Origin of the sequence: Robiginitalea biformata HTCC2501, from assembly GCF_000024125.1 — a bacterium.
GTDB lineage: Bacteria > Bacteroidota > Bacteroidia > Flavobacteriales > Flavobacteriaceae > Robiginitalea > Robiginitalea biformata.
The window spans coordinates 2,956,316-2,974,338 of sequence record NC_013222.1 but is presented as its reverse complement, the minus strand read 5'-3'; the positions used below and the strand labels follow the sequence as shown (position 1 = coordinate 2,974,338).

The window sequence follows — 18,023 nt, the reverse complement described above, 5'->3', positions numbered from 1 at the left end:
TTCTAAAATTCGAAACATGAAAAGGAACCCATTTAAACGATTGGAGAAAACCCTGATGCCGCTGGCAGTCATCTCTTTAATGTTATCCTGTAAAGGTGAAAAAGAGGCGAATCCTTCCCCGGAAACAACAGGGTCCGGAACCGCAAAAACTGAGGTAAAGGAAACAGCCCGTATCGCGTTTGAGGAAGACGCTACCCAGCAGGTATTTGCCTCCTACCTGAAGTTAAAGGATGCTTTGGTAGCCGGCAACCCGGATGCGGCCAAAGCCGCTGCTGCGGACATGGGCCGGGTACCCGGGTTTGAGAACGAGATCGTCACCGCCGAAATTGAAGCCTTTTTGTCTGCCGATGGAATTGACGGGCAACGGGCCAGCTTTTTAAAGCTTAATGAGAAGCTGGAACCCATTCTGCGGGACCATATCAGCGAGGGTGCGGTCTATAAACAATTCTGCCCGATGGCCTTCAACGACGAGGGAGGCTTTTGGTTTTCCGACAAAGAGGAAATCCGCAATCCCTATTTTGGTGACAGGATGCTCAAATGCGGGAAGGTGGAGGACAAACTGGTTGCCCTGTAGGGTATCCTGAAAGGTACTAAAGGGAGACAGGTGAAGATCCGGGTTAAGAACATGGTATGCGACCGGTGTAAATCGGTGCTGGCAGATACGCTGGAAAAAGCGGGCATCCCCTTGATTTCCATTCGGTTGGGGGAACTTGAATTTCCCCCCGGCTACGAGGCCGATTTTGATCGCATCGACCGGATACTGGAAACGCACGGGTTCCAACGGATCGGGGAGGCCGGGGCGGTATTGGTGGAAGAGGTTAAAGCCTTGCTCGTAACGGCTCTGCATGAAACCCTGGTGCCGCTTGGGTCGCTGTCTTCCTTTATCGCTTCCCGCACGGGGCGGGACTATTCTATGATAAGTAAGGTTTTCAGCCGTCGTGAGGGAATCACTGTCGAAAAGTACTGGATTCGCCTCAGGATTGAGAAAGTCAAGGAACTGATTCAGATGGGGCAGATGGATTTTACGCAGATTGCCTATGCACTGGATTATTCGAGCAGCAGCCATCTGGCTCGCCAGTTCAAGTCGGTTACGGGCATGTCCATGGGGTCCTACAGGAAGTTGTTGGATCCGCCCCGGAGTGAATGGGACAAAATTGTATAAAAATGATCCATCAGGATGAAAACCCCCGGACAGACCGCTTGCGATATTTGTGTCGTAAATCAGTAAGTCAAAAACTATGAAACACACGTATCACATACACGGGATGAGTTGCACCGGATGCCAGAACCACGTCCGGGAAGCCCTGGAGTCGGTAGCCGGCGTCCGCGGGGTTACCGTAGACCTGGATGCCGGAGTTGCGGAGGTCGAGATGGATTCGCATATCGACATCGGGGAATTCCGGGAGGCCCTGGCCGGAAGCAGGTACAGCATCCACCTGCCCGGGGAAAAACCGGGCACCGCAGGACGGGAGGCTTCAACCGGTACCGGCAGCAACCGGGATTCGGGGAATGGCACCTATTACTGCCCGATGCAATGCGAGGGGGATAAGACCTACGATGCCCCGGGGGATTGTCCGGTTTGCGGTATGGACCTTGTGGAGCAACCCGGTTCGGCAAGCCGGCAGGCTAGCGGATATACCTGTCCGATGCATCCGGAAATCCGTCAGGATACGCCGGGGAGTTGTCCGATTTGCGGCATGGAACTCGTTCCCGTGGAACCTGAGGCCAGTGCGGAGGAAAAGGTGTATCAGCGGTTGTTGCGGAAATTTTGGGTGGCACTGGGTTTCACCCTGCCGATATTCCTGATCGCCATGTCGGAGATGGTGCCCGGAAACCCAATCTATAACTGGATGGACCGGAAATACTGGAATTGGTTGCAGATGGTCCTCTCAATCCCCGTGGTTTTCTACGCTACCTGGATGTTCTTTACCCGGGCGTACCGGTCGGTCCGATACTGGAACCTGAATATGTTTACCCTGATTGGTATCGGGGCGGGGATCGCCTGGCTATTCAGCGTTTTCGGGTTGCTTTTTCCCGGGTTCTTCCCGGAGCAGTTCAAGACGGATTCCGGAGAGGTCCATGTATATTTTGAGGCTGCCACCGTCATCCTGACCCTGGTACTCCTCGGTCAGGTGCTCGAAGCACGCGCCCACCGCAAAACGAATTCCGCCGTCAGGGAGCTATTAAAGCTCGCCCCCGGGAAAGCCGTACGTGTTCGGGATGGAAAAGAAGAAGAAATCCCGGTAGAGGAAATCGAAATAGGGGATATCCTGAGGGTAAAACCCGGGGAGAAGATTCCGGTAGATGGCACGCTCACTAAAGGGGAAACCACCGTGGACGAGTCCATGATCACCGGGGAACCCATCCCGGTGGATAAATCCGCAGGCGATTCCTTGCGAAGCGGTACTTTGAACGGAAACCGATCCTTCCTGATGGAGGCCGAAAAAATAGGTTCCGATACGCTCCTGTCCCAGATCATCCGCCTGGTCAATGAGGCCAGTCGCAGCCGCGCCCCCATCCAGAACGTGGCAGACCGGGTTTCGGCATATTTTGTCCCGGCCGTGGTGGTGATCGCCGTCATTACCTTTGTGGTCTGGGCAATTTGGGGCCCGGAGCCAGCCTATGTGTATGGGCTTGTCAATGGCATAGCGGTCCTGATCATAGCCTGCCCTTGTGCCCTTGGCCTGGCTACCCCGATGTCTGTAATGGTCGGGGTCGGAAAAGGGGCCCAGAACGGGGTATTGATCCGTGAGGCAGCCGCCCTGGAAACCCTTGCCAGGGTGGATACGCTGATTGTGGACAAGACCGGGACGTTAACCGAGGGCCGGCCTTCCGTTGAGGGGGTGGAAGGGGTCCCGGACGGGGTTCCCGGGGAGAAAGTATTGGAATTGGTCGCATCCCTGAACCAGCAAAGCGAACACCCCCTGGCCCGCGCCATGGTAGCACACGCGGAGCAAAAAGGCGTTCCGATCCAGGAGCCGGAGCAATTCGAGTCGGTTACCGGGAAAGGGGTCACCGGCATGGTCGGCAAGCAGTCCCTCGCCCTGGGCAATGCCAGCCTGATGGAGGAGCGGGGAGCCGGGATTCCCGCCGTCCTCGAGGAGAAGGCCCGGGAATACCAGGACCAGGGCAAAACCGTATCCTTCCTCTCTGCAGATGGGGAGGTCATCGGCCTCGTGGCCCTGGGCGACCGGATTAAGGATGAAACCCGTACAGCCCTCGACCAGCTCCGCCAGGGGGGGATGGCCGTGCATATGCTCACTGGGGACAACGAGCGGACAGCGCGGGCTGTAGCGGCTGAACTGGGTATTGCGGAATTCCGCGCCGGCATGCTCCCCGAAGACAAACTATCCGAAGTGGAGCGACTCAAGCGGGATGGAAAAGTAGTGGCCATGGCCGGGGATGGGATCAACGATGCCCCGGCCCTGGCAAAAGCCGATGTGGGCATCGCCATGGGCACAGGCACGGACGTGGCAATTGAAAGCGCCGGGGTCACCCTGGTGGATGGAGACCTGAGCGGCATTGTTAAAGCCCGGAAGCTCAGTAAAAAAGTCATGCGGAATATCCGGGAGAACCTATTTTTTGCCCTGGTGTACAACACGATAGGCGTCCCGGTGGCGGCCGGTGTCCTGTTTCCGTTTTTCGGCATCCTCTTATCCCCGATGATAGCCGCTGCCGCCATGAGTTTCAGCTCGGTTTCGGTAATTGCAAATGCATTGCGGCTTCGGGCTGCGCGTATAAATTGATTCTATGGTTAACAGAAAAACAGCGAGAAAATTCAGGCTGGCCCACCGGTACCTCGGGATCCTGCTGGGGGTACAATTCCTGATGTGGACTATCAGCGGCATGTACTTTTCCTGGACGGACCTGGACGAGATCCACGGGGACCACTTCAGGAATATGGAACCGAAACAAACGGCCTTCACGGGGTTGCTCGCTTCCGACCAGCTGGGCATCGGGGAACCCATTGCAACCCTCCGGCTGCTGGATATCGGGGGTGAGCCCTTTTACTGGGTCAATAATCAATCCCTGTACCATGCCCGGACCGGGGAGGCAAAGCCCGGGATATCCCGGGAGGAAGCACTCCTGGTTGCCGAACGGGAGATGCTTCCCGGCCTGGAGGTGGCGGGGGTCCGCCGCATCGACAGCGTGGGCCCCCACCACGAGTACAGGGGGCGCCCGCTACCGGCCTATGAGGTTGCCTACCGGTCTCCGGAAAACCTGAAGGCGTATGTGGCCGTTGCCAACGGGGCCTTCCAGACCGTTCGCCACCGAAACTGGCGCTGGTTCGATTTTCTCTGGATGACCCATACGATGGACTACCAGACCCGGGATAATTTTAATACGACCCTGCTGCGGGCTTTTTCCCTTTTCGGCCTGATCACGGTACTCAGTGGGTTTACGCTCTGGTTTATCAGTTCGCCAACCGTGCGGCGGATCCAGCGCAACTTAATCAAGAAAAAACGCACATCATGAAAAAGTCATATTTATGGATTGGATTGGCCCTTGCGGCAGGACTCCTGCTCGGGTATTTTATATTCTCCGGACCGGGCGACGCGATGAATGCAACCGGGGAGCACAACCATACCCAGGCCGATGCGGACCAAATGTGGACCTGCTCCATGCACCCGCAAATCCTGCAGCCGGAACCCGGGAGTTGCCCCATTTGCGGTATGGACCTGATTCCGGCCGACTCCGGAGCAGATGGCCTGGCTCCCGGACAGCTTAGGTTGACCGAAAATGCCCTGGCCCTTGCCGATGTACAGACGATCCGCCTGGGCGACACCGAATCCGGAAACCGGGTCCTGACGCTGTCGGGTACCATTGAGGCCAACGAAAAGAAAATCGCAACGCAATCGGCTTATTTCGACGGCCGGATCGAAACGCTTTCCATCAACTACGAAGGCGAACCGGTTCGCAAGGGGCAGCGCCTGGCCACCCTGTATGCCCCGGACCTGGTCGCGGCCCAACAGGAACTCCTCACCGCCGCCCGCCTGAAGGAGACCCAGCCCCAATTATACCAGGCCGTACGCAAAAAACTGGAGCTCTGGAAGCTCTCCGGGGAGCGTATCCGGCAAATTGAGGAATCCGGGGAGGTACAGGAGTATTTTCCGGTATTTTCGGATGTCTCGGGAACAGTTTCTCAAATTGACGTTGCAGCCGGGGACTACGTTCGGAAAGGGGAGCCCCTGTTCCGGATTGCCGACCTGGGGACGGTATGGGTGGAGTTTGACGCCTACGAGAACCAGCTCGCCGCTCTGAAAACCGGCCAGGAGCTGACTATCCGTGCCGGGGCCCTTGAAGGGCGCGAATTCCGGGCCCCGATCCAATTCATCAGCCCAATCCTCAACAGTACCACCCGTACGGCTGTGGTGCGCGCTACGATCGACAACTCCGGGGGTGAGCTGAAACCCGGAATGTTTGTCCGGGCGGAACTGGAAGTCTCGGGCGAAGCCGCCGGGGAAGGCCTGGTGGTCCCGCAATCTGCGGTTCTCTGGACCGGGGAACGGTCCATTGTCTACGTAAAACCGGATGCCTCCCGACCCGTTTTCGAAATGCGGGAAGTGCACCTTGGGACCGCCCTCCCGGGGGGATACCGGGTCCTTGACGGCCTGCTACCCGGCGAGGTAGTAGTGGTTAACGGGACTTTCACCCTGGATGCCGCGGCGCAACTACAGGGTAAGAAATCCATGATGAACCCGGAAAGCGAGCCGATGGGTAAAATGCATGACCACGGGGATATGGGGTCCGAGGATGGTATGGCGGCCAATGTGAGTTCCGGCACCGGCCAACCCGGTCCGAAACTGCCGCAGGCAGACCAGGCCGTGTTCCGGGAGGTGCTTTCCGCTTATCTGGAGCTCAAAGACGCCCTGGTTGCCTCGGATAACGATAAGGCGGCACGGGCCGCGGCCCATGCAGCCGGCTTGTTGAAAAGTGCTGGCGAAGGCCTTTCGGGCCTCCGGGGCGATTTCCGGGAGCTGGGTGCCGCAACGGATGTGGACGGCAAGCGGGAGCGGTTTATCGGGTTGTCTGAACGGATGGTGGCCCTGGCCAGCGGGGTGTCCGACCTGCCCGGCACGTTATTTGTCCAGTTCTGCCCGATGGCCGACGAGAACCGGGGGGCTTACTGGCTCAGTAAACAGGAATCGATCCGAAACCCGTACTTTGGAGACGCAATGCTCACCTGCGGGGAGGTGCGCGATACGCTGTAACTCAGCGCCCCTGCCGAGGCGTCGCGGCCCGTCGGGGCGGCCCGTCGGGGCGGCCCGTCGGGATGCAATGGCCTGACGGCACGCAGCGAAGCGATGGCACTGCGCGGCTTTTGCCGTGCGTTGATAAACTTTTGATAACTTGCCCTGTAAGGAACGGCCTTAAAAACCTACTTTTGCATTGCAAACAATTTAAGCATTTTAAATACACGCCGAGATATGTCTGAAAGCATCGAACGCATCAAAACGCTGATACTGGGCAGCGGGCCCGCCGGGTATACCGCAGCCATTTACGCCGCGCGGGCAGACCTGAAGCCCGTGGTATATACGGGGATGGAGCCCGGGGGACAGCTTACCACCACCACGGAAGTAGAGAATTTCCCGGGCTACCCGGATGGGGTGGACGGGCCTACCATGATGGTGCAATTACAACAACAGGCTGAGCGATTCGGGACAGATGTGCGTATCGGCATAGCAACGGCCGTGGAATTCAGCGACGAACCCGGGGGAATCCACCGGGTAACCATCGACGACGACAAGGTTGTTGAAGCTGAAACGGTGATAATTTCTACCGGTGCATCGGCCAAATACCTGAATATCCCGAGTGAACAGCGCTTGCGGGGTGGCGGCGTCTCGGCCTGCGCCGTGTGTGACGGCTTCTTTTACAAAGGTCAGGATGTGGCAATTGTCGGGGGCGGGGATACCGCAGCTGAGGAGGCGTCCTATCTGGCCAAAATTTGCAACAAGGTCACCATGCTGGTCCGGAAAGACCATTTCCGGGCATCCAAGGCCATGCAAAACCGGGTGATGAGCCTGGAAAACATCGATATACGCTTCAATACGGAAGTTGACGAGGTACTCGGGGATCAGGTGGTGGAAGGCCTGCGCATGGTCAACAACCAGACAGGGGAAAAAGAAGAAGTTGCCATTACCGGGCTGTTTATAGCGATCGGGCACAAACCGAATACAGATATTTTCAAGGGACAGCTCGATATGGACGCTACCGGATACATCGTCACCCATGGCAAATCTACCCGGACCAACAAGCCGGGTGTCTTTGCCAGCGGGGATGTACAGGACAAAGAATACCGCCAGGCCGTAACTGCGGCCGGGACGGGGTGTATGGCTGCCCTGGATGCTGAGCGCTATCTCTCCGAGGTTGAAGCGGGCGAAGGGGAGGAAGTGGAACAGCAATAGCCGGCTTCCCGGGCCTGCTGTAAATTGAAATCCCGAAGCACCGTCGGCGCTCCGGGATTCCCATCAGCTAATTCAAATATACCTGATCTGCTGATCAATCAATGCGTTTGTAGTTTTCGGAAAACGTCGGGTTGCCTTCTTCATCCAGGGTAATCTGGCTATAGGAATTGTCGTCAAGGACCAACCGGAACCGGAATTGCATGGGCCCGAGGTTGGCCATAAAGTAATGGTCCCCGTATTCGATGTCTTCTATCAATTCGTTTGAGGTGATCTTATAGGAACCAAACCCGAAACGGCCAATCGTATCACTGGGGTCCGTTCGGGACCACATGACCTTGCCATTGTAATACATTTTTACCTGCCTGTACCCCTCTTCCAGGCTGATTGTGTCCGGCTCGTTATCTGCATAATTGCAGAAACTTTGGAGTTCCCAGGTCCCCTCCAGGCTGTGCAGGCTTTCCGGGGGGGCGGTACTCATGGATACAGCGGATAGAAAAACAGCGAACAAAAAAACGATTCCGAGAACTTTTTTCATGGCTCTAATATGTTGAAGTGCTAATAAAGTGTTAAAAAGATACATATTTTTTTGATAAAGCCATAGAAATACCGTGTAATTCCTACCGGTTCGCAAATTATATTGCTAAATTATTGTGTATCCGGAAATTGACTGAGGTGCTTTGCCAACCTCTCAAGCTGGACAGGGGTGTGGGCAGCAGTAAGCACAATCCTTCCGGGAGCTCCGGAGCTTTCTGCCGAATAGCGAAAATGCGAGACAAGGATCTGTTGGGATGCCAGGAAGGAAGCCAGGCCCGAACCGGCAAAAAGGTATACGGGGAAATCGTCCAGGCCGGAAAGAAAGGGCAGGTGGCCCAGCTGGCCCTGGAAGTCCCGGATATTCAGGAGTAACTTGCTTCGCTGCGCCCGGATTAGCCCGGATTCCAGGGAGGTACACAAGGCCGCCAGCCCGGCAGGCGGAGCCGGGCTGGCCCCGGCAAAGGCAGGCAGTCTCCGCAACTGCCGAATGCGTTCGGAGCGGCCCAGGATAATTCCGGCCGTGATACCCAGTGCCTTGCCCAGGGACCCGCAAACAATCAATTCGGCTGCATCCAGGCTGGCAAGATCGCTGCAAGCCCCGGCCCCGTCAGGCCCGAGGACCCCAAATCCGTGGGAGTCGTCGGCAACCAGGATGACCCCGGACAGGTCGATTCCTTCCAACTGCCTGAAAACCAGTTCAGGACCCCTGGAAAAATCGATGGTGTCGGTGAACAAAACGGGTTGGGCCTCGCCATTGTTCCGGGCTTCGTCCAGTTGCCGGACCATGTGCTTCAAATCGCGCGCCCTTTCGGCGCCTGCAGGCATAAGGGCGGCGTGGCAGGCGGGGTGATAGACGCACTGGAAAGCCGTACCGGCGAAGGCATCGGCCAGGAGCCGGCCGGCCAGGAAGCCGGACGACACACTACAGGCCGCTTCACTCCCGGTCCAGCGCGCGATTTGCTTTTCGGCTTCTTCGTAGATGGCCGGTGCAACAGGCCCTTCCCTGGAAGCCCCCCAATGGGTGCCCAGGCGGCGGGTGGCATCGGCAACCAGGTCAGTGAAGGCGGGCAGCGTCTGCAACCCCAGGTAGGAGGTGCCCGCGAAGTACCCCCAGGTGGCGCCTTCTAACCGGATTTCCGTTCCCGGAATTCCTGCAACGTGCTGTGGTTTATTTTGCATAATTGAATTTCTGGCCCATGGTCCGTGGTTCGCAGCCCGGTTTACAAGTCGGCTGTCAGCACCACGCCGCTACCCCCTGTTTCCGGCAGGATCACCTCGGCATCGTCGGTGATCACCACACCCCGGGCGATGTCGCTGCGAAGCAACAGCGCTCCGTCCATGTCCACGTAGTCCAGTTGGGGGAGCAGCTGGGCAATGGCGGATATCCCGACAGTGGATTCGGTCATGCAGCCAACCATGATCTTCAGCCCGAGTTCACGGCCCCTTCGAATCATCCTCCGCGCCGGGGTCAATCCCCCGCACTTGGTCAGCTTGATGTTGATGCCGTTAAAGTGGAGGCCGCAGCGATCCACGTCCGATTCCACGATACAGCTCTCATCTGCGATTATCGGGAGGACGCTGCCATGGGCTACCTGCTCCATCCCCTCCCAGTCATCTGCGGGCAATGGCTGCTCGATGAATTCCACGCCCAGTTCTTTCAGGGCCCGCGCGTTGTCCAGGGTTTCCCCGGCTGTCCAGGCGCAATTGGCATCCACCCGGAATACGGCATCCGTATGCTGCCTCAGTTCCCGAACCAGTGCCACATCCCGGTCCGTCCCGAGCTTGATTTTGTAGACGGGCCAGGGTCGCTCCTGCATTTTGGCAACCATTTTTTCAGGGGTATCCAGGCCGATGGTGAAGTTTGTAACGGGCAAGTCCCGGGCGGCGGTCCCCCAGATTGCATAAAGGGGTTTCCCCAGGAGTTTCCCATGGAGGTCATTACAGGCCAGGTCCAGGGCGCAGCGGGCAAATGGGGTGAGTTCCAGGTTTTCGAGCAGTTCGTAAAACGCCTCCGGGTCGGTATTGGGGAATGCTTCCACCGCGCTGCGGGCCTTTTCAATTTCCTTTATCAGGCCCTCGACGGTTACCCCGTAATAGGGGTTGGAGGTTGCTTCCCCGTAGCCCTTTTTTCCGCCGGATTCCAGGCAGGCGATAAGCGTGGGCTGGCGGTCGTATCGCTCCCGGGATATTCCGAAGGTATGGGCCAGTTCAAGTTGGTGGGCATGCAGGGTCAGTTTCACATCGAATCGGTTTGAATCCCGAAAGTAGTAAATCGCAGCAAAAAACCCCTGTCCGGGGACAAGGGTTTTCAGCAGACCGTTCGGGTCCTGATTGATGAATGGCCGGCGAAAAGATTAGTACTTGTGAACGCTGCCGGAGGCAGATTTTTTGGTTTGGACGCTGGCCTCGCCGCTGTAGTGGATATCCGCGCCGCTGCTGGCATCGGCTGTAAGGGATTCGGTGGCATATACCCGGATATCCGCACCGCTGCTCGCGTTGGCATGGCATATTTTTGCCTGCAGGTCCCCGGCCTTGATGTCCGAACCGCTGCTGGCATCTGCGTAAAACAAGTTGGTCCGGCCGCTGACCCGGATATCCGCACCGCTGCTGCAATCGGCTTCCACCTCGTCGGCCTCTACTGCCGCTTTCAGGTCGGCACCGCTACTGGCATCCAGGCGGATGTTCCGGGACGCTATCGTACCCCGGGTTTCCAGGTCGCTGCCGCTCGAGGCGCTCAGAGCCGTTATTTCCGGCAGGGTTACATAAACATTCTTGGTAGCACGCCCGATATTCTCTATAGCGTGTATTTTCAACTTCCCGTCCCGGATATCCGTGCCGATAAGGTCGATGACGTTCTCGTCCGCCTCCACCCGGATATCGTAGACGTCACCCTGAGTGACGTATACATCCAGGCCTTCGGAGGCCGATACGGCAGTAAAATCGCCCGTAACGGAGCGGGCTTCTTCGACCACAACGCCGTTGCCCCTTTTCCCGGCACCCCAATTCATGTCGAGCATGCAGGAAGAGGCCAGCAGGGCCAGTATAATTCCGATTGTAATTCGCGCTAGTGTTGCCATGGTATTCGATTTTTGATTGTGGGGTTGGTTCCCCGGTTTACATTTAGGTTCTGGTTGTTGCTTTGTACTTTTCAAAATTGCGCTTTCCCAAGGGGCTGCCCCAATTGTGCCGACCGAACTGTCGTTTCAGCCGGATGAATTGTCAGAGCCCGTCCTCCTGGGCTTTGATCTCCACCCCGTTCTCGTCGATTTTCATCTTAAAACTGTCCTGTTCGTCCTTCAGGTCAATGTCCACCCCGTTCTCGTCGATGATAATCCGGTTTTCCCGACTGTCGTCTTCCCATTGTCCGGAGCCGGTATCCTCCGGGCAATCCTGGCATACCAACATGCCGTTAGGACCCATAACCCATTGGTGGCGGACGATATCCCGGTAATACATCCCGCGGTCGTTCTGGGTGCGTCTTCCCAGGTAATTCCGGGCAGAAGGTTCAAAGATCAGGTGGGTGCCTTCCGGCACAAAAAGGGTCAGGCGGATTTCCTGGTTGCGGACTTTGTTATCCACGTCGGTGGTGAAAAAGTTGTCGAGGTGAATGGCCGAACCGGCCAGGGCGTAATCGTACCGGATGGACCCGGCCCGTTGGCGCGCATCTTCATAAGAACGGCCGTCGGCATCCCGACGCAGGCGCAGGGTAGCCACCGAATCCTCGGATTTGCGGATGTCGAGCAACACGTCGTCCGAATAGAGCAGGGGCTGGTCGTCATCGTCATACCGGATGCGCATGCCTGCCACAACCGGGCCGGAATGCCTGTCGAAATCGCCTCCGCGAAACCGGATACGGAGCGTATCGGTGGCCGGTGAGGCCAGCGCAAGCGTATCGGTGGTGGTGACGCTTTCCGTGTAGGCGTGTGCAGCTACCTGTTTTACGCTCAGTACGGCCAGGCTGATAACGGCGATCAGCCAGAGGCCCAACAGGGAAAACTTGGCGATGTTCCCAATGGATTTCAGATTGTTCACCAGGATTTTCAAGCCGAGGTACAACAGGAAAAAGAAGGGAATTCCCACTGTCAGGAATACCAGGAGGGAGACAATCCACACGGGCGTTTCCGTGGAGTTGAGCAACCCGATCAGGTCGACGCCCGGAATCTGGACCGCATCCACCACCCCAACGGTGAAAAGGGCGATAAACAGCCCGATCAGGGTGGCAGCCCCGATAATGATCAGCAGGATCCCGATAAATTTGCCGATTACCTTAAAGAAAAACATGATGACGTCGCCCAGCGTGTCGAAAAAGGTCTTTCCACTGCTTTTCACCCTGGAACCCACTTTTTCGTAATCCACGCTGCGGACCCGTTCTGCAACGTCATCGAAGCCCTCCTTTACCTTCCGCTCGATATTGCTGATATTCACGGGTTCCCCGGTCATATCCAGTTTCTGCGCGGTAGTTGCAGCTTCGGGCACCAGGATCCAGAGCAGGATATAGGCGATGAAGCCAAAGCCGGTAAAGACGGCCAGGATGATAAAGATCAGGCGGATCCACAGGGCGTCCAGGCCCAGGTAGTGCTCGAGCCCGGCGCAGACGCCGCCGATGTATTTGTGGTCGATATCCCGGTAGAGTTTCTTGGCGGAACGGGTAGTGCGGCTTTTGGCGGATCCCGTACCCGGCGGGACATCCTCAAAAATATCCTCATCCACCTGGTAGTCTTCGGGTTGTCCCATGATGGCGATGACGGCGTCCACTTCCTTTTGGGTGATCACCTGCCGTTCATTTTCCATTTTTTCGTAAAAAAGCTCGGCGATCCGCGCCTCGATGTCGGCGATGATCTCGTCGCTTCCCGCCGTGCCGGCAAAGGAACGCTTGACAGCTTCCAGGTACCGGAGGAGCTTTTGATATGCGTTTTCATCTATATGAAAAAGCATATTGGCCAGATTGATATTTACAGTCTTGTTCATCTTACTTGTTTTTTGCGTTGGTGACCACATTGACGGCGGTTCGGAGCTCGTCCCAGGTGGTGTTCAGCTCCTTGAGGAAAATGGTGCCGGTCTCCGTGAGACCGTAGTATTTCCGGGGCGGGCCCGAGGTGGATTCCTCCCAACGGTAGGAAAGCAACCCCGCATTTTTCAGTCGGGTGAGCAGGGGGTAAATGGTCCCTTCCACCACCAGCATCTTTGCGTCTTTCAGGGTATCCAGAATTTCGGAGGCGTATTTGTCCTCCCCGCTAAGGATGGAGAGGATACAATACTCCAGGACCCCTTTCCGCATTTGTGCTTTTGTATTTTCTACATTCATAATTTCGGGTCTTAATCCGACATTTCACAAGGTGCCCCCTGTTGGGTCGGTGTTAACTGTTCGTTTCTTGTTCTCATGATGGTTTGATTGATGAATAAACTCCTTGTGGTCTAATGCAGGCTGATGATCCGGTGCATTTTCCAGCCGTCGTTTTCCTGTTTCCACACGGTCACAAAACGACTGGGTTTTGATATGGCGTTCGGTTCCCGGTTGTTGTAAAATTTATGTAATCCGATCTCAACCGCCCCAAAGCCCTTAATTTCATGTACTTCAACGCTTCCGGGCACCAGGCTGCGGGACACTTGCCCACAGATATTGTCTTCAATACTCTCCAGGATCCCGGACTTGGATGTGCTCAGCCCGCCCTGGTCGTGATAGAATTCGAGGCTGTCGCTGAGGAGTTTCTCCTGGGTAGCCATATCGCATTCGTTATAGGCGGTGAAATACGCCTGGTCCAGGTCCAGGATGGTCCGGTACAGGTCGGAATCTTCGGGGACCTGTCCGAAGGCATCCGCCAGCGCCCCGACCAAAATGGCCAGGATCAAAAGGATGTGCCGGGTTTTCAGGGCAGGGAGGGTGCGGTAGATGGTCTGCGTTTTCATTAGCGAATGAATTTAATGGTCAGGGGATACCTGAAATACTGTCCTTCATTGGTGCGGATCGTAGCCAGGATCGTATAAACGATATTGACGACAAACAGGCCCATGGCCAGCAAGCCGCCGATGCCGACAGGCCACCAGAAAAACGGGAAGTCAAAAAATCCGGTCCCGAAGTCAAAGTGGAAGGATTCAAAATTGTGATGGTCGTCCCAGGAGAGGATGCCGTGTTCAAACAGCCCCGGAATTGAGGCCACAAAGAACGGGATGCTGATAGCCCCTACCAGGAAGGAATAGAGGAACATACTGATCTGGAAATTCAATGCCTGTTTGCCGTTGTAATCGACAAATTCGTGCTGGTTGCGATTGGAGAGCCAGAGCACCAGGGGAACCAGGAACTGTCCGAAGGGAATAAAGAACCGGGACAGGGTGGATCCGTGGATTAACGCAGACAGGTTGCGCTCGTGTTTTGATAGTGATTCTGTCATGGCCTAGTTGTTTCTTATGCAAATATATATACGAAGAAAGGTATTATGCAAAACATAGTACTATAAATTAACATATATTTAACAAATGTAAACGGGGATATTTTTGATACATTTATAGGTGTAAATCCCATCAGATGGCCTTATCGGTTCGCAGTTTCAACAGATTCATGTTCTTCAAATTACCCGCGGCCTGGTGGTGCGGCGTCCGGCTAACGGCACTGGATGGGAATCGGGGGGAAGCTGCCGTTACCCACCGGTGGATCAACCAGAACCCATTCCGCTCCATGTTCTGGGCGGTACAGGGAATGGCTGCCGAATTGTCTACAGGGGCCCTGGTTATGTATCACATCCGGAAAAGCGGGCTTCCGATTTCCATGCTGGTACTCAACAACCGGGCAAACTTTTCCAAAAAGGCAACGGGCCGCATCCGGTTCGAATGCCCGGACGGCGATAAGGTCCGCCATGCCATCGACCAGGCCGTTACGACCGGGAAGGGGCAAACAGTCTGGATGCAATCGGTGGGAGTGAACGCCGACGGGGTCACGGTGAGCACCTTTAATTTTGAATGGACGCTGAAGGTTAAATCCTGAGTAGTTTATTTTTTTAGTATCTTTTTTCTCTACTGCATATCATCAATCAACCATTGCCAATTAACAATAATATGCCTTATGATCTCAGTTTTCAGGTCCGACCCGATTATGTAACAGCAGAACTATCCGTCAAAATCGCCCCGGGGCAGGAGCTGAAGGAAGCCATGGAGCGGTGGGAGGCGATTGCACGGATATGCCGGGAAAACAATCGGGATAAAGTGCTTGTTGTCATGTCTTTTAACGGGAGTTACGGGATGGAGACCAAATTCAAACTCGCCAAAGGGGCTTCTTCCATCGGTTGGACCCCAAACCTCAAACTGGCGGTGGTTATCCCGGACCCCGACCGGTTCAGTGAACAGCTATTTACGGAAACGGCCCTGAACAACCTGGGTTACGAGATGAAATTATTTCTGAAAAAAAGACCGGCCAAAAAATGGCTGCTCGGATAGATCCCAATAAGTCCCCCCCGTTGCCGGCCAATGGGTCCAAGGCGAAATCCTCAGGATATTTGTAACATTTTAAGTTGGCCTGCTACCAACAGATAGTCTGAATAGTAACTCAAAGGAATGCAACCTATGAATACCGGAAACCACGTAGTAGATTATGAAATATTCGGGGAGGAGATGCAGTATGTGTCGGTGGAACTGGACCCGAACGAAGGGGTCATTGCCGAAGCCGGCAGTTTTATGATGATGGACCCGGACATCCGAATGGAAACCATTTTTGGCGACGGCAGTAAGAAAGATACGGGCGTACTGGGCAAGATATTTTCCGCCGGCAAACGCGTACTTACCGGTGAGGGCCTGTTTATGACGGCCTTCTACAATGGCGGGCAGGGCAAAAAGAAAGTGAGTTTTGCCTCTCCCTACCCGGGAAAGATCGTCCCCATAGACCTGAAGGAAAAAGGCGGCAGGTTTATCTGCCAGAAAGATGCATTCCTCTGCGCCGCCAAGGGCGTTTCCGTGGGTATCGAATTCTCCCGCAGGTTGGGTCGGGGATTGTTTGGGGGCGAGGGTTTTATCATGCAAAAACTCGAAGGGGACGGCATGGCTTTCGTTCATGCAGGAGGAACCCTGGCGCGCCGCACCCTCCAGGCAGGGGAGGTACTACGCGTCGACACCGGTTGTATCGTAGGCTTTTCCCAAACCGTTGACTACGATATCGAATTTGTGGGCGGGATCAAAAATACGCTGTTCGGGGGCGAAGGCCTTTTCTTTGCCACCCTGAGGGGGCCGGGCACTGTCTATATCCAATCCCTGCCATTCAGCCGCCTGGCCGGACGGGTCCTGGCAGCAGCCCCCAAAGGCGGCGGTAAGGACAAAGGGGAGGGCAGCATCCTCGGCGGTCTCGGCGACCTGCTCGACGGCGACAACCGGTTCTGATGCCGGTTGGCCCCGATGCACCAGGCCCCGATGCACCAGGCCCCGATCCTTCCTGCACCAGGTCGGGACAGCCGGCTGCCGGCAATTTGGCTGGAATACCCCTGCCTATTCGGGAACCGCATTGTCCGAAGCGGGGATCATCCGGGCGCTCAGATCCGGGTCGGCCATATCCGCGTCCAGGGGGAACATGGGCCGGATGATCCGTTGATGACCCAGCCGGGCCAGGTCCTGATCCACCCCACCAGGCGTGAGTGCCATTACCCAGCCGCCTCGCATGTCGTATAATTCCGGCACGAGATAACCAATTTTCACGACAACGATATCCGTTTCCCGGGGGTTGAGCCCCAGTCGGGTAAAGTCTTCTTCCCGGTGGTAGGGTTTGCGCTTCTCAGTAACGATAACATGGGCATTCCCGGTTTTTACCACCGCCTCGGTCCCGGCGTGCTGGTCGCCCTTGCGCAGGGCGGTGACGGTTCCCTCCAGCAAGAGGGGAGGTGCATACCGGTCATCGACGGCTGCCCCTACCAGGGCACTGACGGTACCGCCCACCCCGGTGCGAACGGCTTCCCGAATCAGTTCGGGGCCGGGGATGGAAGCGTAGATAAGGGTCGGCCCTCCCGGAGTGGTAAATTCCCGGCGTTTCAGCAATTCGGTAAGCGTCCAGGTGACATCCCCGGCGCCCCCGGCGGTTGGGTTATCTCCCATATCGCTAATAATAAATGGCTGTTCTTCGCTGGAAAGGGCCAGTTGTAATGCGCTTTCAAAGTCCGTAGTGGGGGCCACAAATTCAAATTCGTCACGTACCTTCCAGAACTCCCCGGCCAGGTACTCCGCCCCGGAAACCACTTGTTCCCGGTCATCCCCGGTTACCATAACCACCGCGTGGTTCCGGGGTTCGTCTGCCCACGCATAGCCGATCCAGATGGCGGCATCCACCACCCCGTCGCGGGCCGCTACGCCGGGTACCCTGGCATACAGGCTCTTTCCGGGTTCCACCCGGGTGCTGGTCTTCTCCCCGGGTAGCAGGATGGGCACGGGAACCCAGGCCTTGTAAGCGGGTTTCCCCTTGCCGCTTTCCAACCGGTCCAGCAAGTTTTCCACAGCGCGTTTCTTGGACTCCAGGGCGTCTTCGTGCGGCGCCATGCGGTAACAGGTAATCAGGTCCGTATGCCTGGCGAGCCGTCGGGAGACGTTTCCGTGCAGGTCCATCGAGGTGGATATCAGGACTTCAGGGCCCACCACCTCCCGGATGCGGTATATCAAGTCGCCTTCGGGATCATCCATCCCTTCGACGCTCATGGCACCGTGGATGTCAAAGAAAAGCCCGTCAAAGGGTTTTTGGGCCTCGAGTCGTTTGAGGGTTTGCCCAACCAGCGATTCGTAGGCCTTGCGGGTAACCGTCCCGCCGGGAAGGGCCTTCCCCACCAGGGTGGGGACCCATTCGGCGCGTTTCCGGTTAACGGAATCCGTATGGAGGAAGGGGTATCGGGTAAAAACGGAATCGCCTGTGCGGGGGTGGAAGGCGGCTTCTTCGGTCCGCGCCGGCGAAAAAGTGCTCGATTCAATGCCGAGTCCTGCAATGGCAATCCGGGGCAGGTCGGTTCCCGGCTCATTCCCGGAGCGGTTGTTTTGGCCGCAGGAGGCCAGTAATGTAATAAGCAGTAAAAACAGGGTGTAACGAGTTGGATTCATGGGCAACGGATCTGTGTAAGGATTTTAAAG

At 56.3% G+C, this 18,023-nt stretch carries 18 protein-coding genes; 9 read left to right on the top strand and 9 right to left on the bottom strand.

Translation table 11 applies throughout. The annotated features are described in order from the left end of the window. Positions 1–16 precede the first annotated feature (16 nt). The 6 genes from RB2501_RS13240 to trxB all read left to right on the top strand — a co-directional run bounded on the left by RB2501_RS13240 (position 17) and on the right by trxB (position 7,406). Positions 17–574 carry a DUF3347 domain-containing protein gene (locus RB2501_RS13240; protein WP_015755359.1) on the top strand — a complete coding sequence of 186 codons (558 nt, stop codon included), beginning with the start codon at positions 17–19 and terminating at the stop codon, positions 572–574. 30 nt (positions 575–604) lie between these two features. Next, the gene (locus RB2501_RS13235) at positions 605–1,162 is read left to right on the top strand and encodes a helix-turn-helix domain-containing protein (protein WP_015755358.1); all 558 of its coding nucleotides are present in this window, start codon (positions 605–607) and stop codon (positions 1,160–1,162) included. Positions 1,163–1,238: 76 nt separating this feature from the next. Beyond that, entirely contained in the window at positions 1,239–3,746 is a 2,508-nt protein-coding gene (locus RB2501_RS13230) for a heavy metal translocating P-type ATPase (protein WP_015755357.1), read from the top strand. A 4-nt stretch (positions 3,747–3,750) separates the two neighbouring features. Beyond that, positions 3,751–4,476 carry a membrane protein gene (locus RB2501_RS13225; protein WP_015755356.1) on the top strand — a complete coding sequence of 242 codons (726 nt, stop codon included), beginning with the start codon at positions 3,751–3,753 and terminating at the stop codon, positions 4,474–4,476. Beyond that, positions 4,473–6,212, top strand: a complete 1,740-nt coding sequence (locus RB2501_RS13220; RefSeq protein ID WP_041327263.1) for an efflux RND transporter periplasmic adaptor subunit — start codon at positions 4,473–4,475, stop codon at positions 6,210–6,212. The genes RB2501_RS13225 and RB2501_RS13220 overlap by 4 nt, the downstream gene beginning before the upstream one ends. 216 nt (positions 6,213–6,428) lie before the next feature. Continuing rightward, complete coding sequence (gene trxB / locus RB2501_RS13215; protein ID WP_015755354.1) at positions 6,429–7,406, top strand: thioredoxin-disulfide reductase; 978 nt, start codon at positions 6,429–6,431, stop codon at positions 7,404–7,406. A gap of 94 nt (positions 7,407–7,500) precedes the next feature. On the opposite strand, the gene RB2501_RS13210 is transcribed toward trxB, so the two are convergent. The 8 genes from RB2501_RS13210 to RB2501_RS13175 all read right to left on the bottom strand — a co-directional run bounded on the left by RB2501_RS13210 (position 7,501) and on the right by RB2501_RS13175 (position 14,329). Continuing rightward, the gene (locus tag RB2501_RS13210; RefSeq protein ID WP_015755353.1) at positions 7,501–7,884 is read right to left on the bottom strand and encodes a hypothetical protein; all 384 of its coding nucleotides are present in this window, start codon (positions 7,882–7,884) and stop codon (positions 7,501–7,503) included. Positions 7,885–8,051: 167 nt separating this feature from the next. Continuing rightward, positions 8,052–9,119, bottom strand: coding sequence for an aminotransferase class I/II-fold pyridoxal phosphate-dependent enzyme (locus RB2501_RS13205; RefSeq protein WP_015755352.1), 1,068 nt, complete (start codon positions 9,117–9,119; stop codon positions 8,052–8,054). A 41-nt stretch (positions 9,120–9,160) separates the two neighbouring features. Continuing rightward, entirely contained in the window at positions 9,161–10,180 is a 1,020-nt protein-coding gene (locus RB2501_RS13200) for a dipeptide epimerase (protein ID WP_015755351.1), read from the bottom strand. Between the two features lie 114 nt (positions 10,181–10,294). Beyond that, entirely contained in the window at positions 10,295–11,017 is a 723-nt protein-coding gene (locus tag RB2501_RS13195; RefSeq protein ID WP_041327261.1) for a head GIN domain-containing protein, read from the bottom strand. Positions 11,018–11,159: 142 nt separating this feature from the next. Continuing rightward, positions 11,160–12,908 (bottom strand): PspC domain-containing protein, encoded by a 1,749-nt coding sequence (locus tag RB2501_RS13190; RefSeq protein WP_015755349.1) that lies wholly within the window; start codon positions 12,906–12,908, stop codon positions 11,160–11,162. A 1-nt stretch (position 12,909) separates the two neighbouring features. After that, positions 12,910–13,245 carry a PadR family transcriptional regulator gene (locus tag RB2501_RS13185; RefSeq protein ID WP_041327259.1) on the bottom strand — a complete coding sequence of 112 codons (336 nt, stop codon included), beginning with the start codon at positions 13,243–13,245 and terminating at the stop codon, positions 12,910–12,912. 110 nt (positions 13,246–13,355) lie between these two features. Beyond that, on the bottom strand, positions 13,356–13,847 hold the full coding sequence (locus RB2501_RS13180) for a nuclear transport factor 2 family protein (protein WP_015755347.1): 492 nt from the start codon (positions 13,845–13,847) through the stop codon (positions 13,356–13,358). Continuing rightward, the gene (locus RB2501_RS13175) at positions 13,847–14,329 is read right to left on the bottom strand and encodes a DUF4870 domain-containing protein (protein WP_015755346.1); all 483 of its coding nucleotides are present in this window, start codon (positions 14,327–14,329) and stop codon (positions 13,847–13,849) included. Before RB2501_RS13175 ends, RB2501_RS13180 begins: the two co-directional genes overlap by 1 nt. A gap of 134 nt (positions 14,330–14,463) precedes the next feature. Here RB2501_RS13175 and RB2501_RS13170 point away from each other — a divergent pair, with 134 nt between their 5' ends. The 3 genes from RB2501_RS13170 (at position 14,464) to RB2501_RS13160 (ending at position 16,301) form a co-directional block, all read left to right on the top strand. Then, entirely contained in the window at positions 14,464–14,919 is a 456-nt protein-coding gene (locus tag RB2501_RS13170; protein ID WP_015755345.1) for a DUF4442 domain-containing protein, read from the top strand. A 71-nt stretch (positions 14,920–14,990) separates the two neighbouring features. Then, positions 14,991–15,368 (top strand): hypothetical protein, encoded by a 378-nt coding sequence (locus RB2501_RS13165; protein ID WP_015755344.1) that lies wholly within the window; start codon positions 14,991–14,993, stop codon positions 15,366–15,368. Between the two features lie 117 nt (positions 15,369–15,485). Beyond that, positions 15,486–16,301 carry a TIGR00266 family protein gene (locus RB2501_RS13160; RefSeq protein WP_015755343.1) on the top strand — a complete coding sequence of 272 codons (816 nt, stop codon included), beginning with the start codon at positions 15,486–15,488 and terminating at the stop codon, positions 16,299–16,301. 105 nt (positions 16,302–16,406) lie between these two features. Here RB2501_RS13160 and RB2501_RS13155 read toward each other — a convergent pair whose 3' ends face one another. Next, entirely contained in the window at positions 16,407–17,993 is a 1,587-nt protein-coding gene (locus RB2501_RS13155) for a M81 family metallopeptidase (protein WP_015755342.1), read from the bottom strand. Between the last annotated feature and the right edge of the window lie 30 nt (positions 17,994–18,023).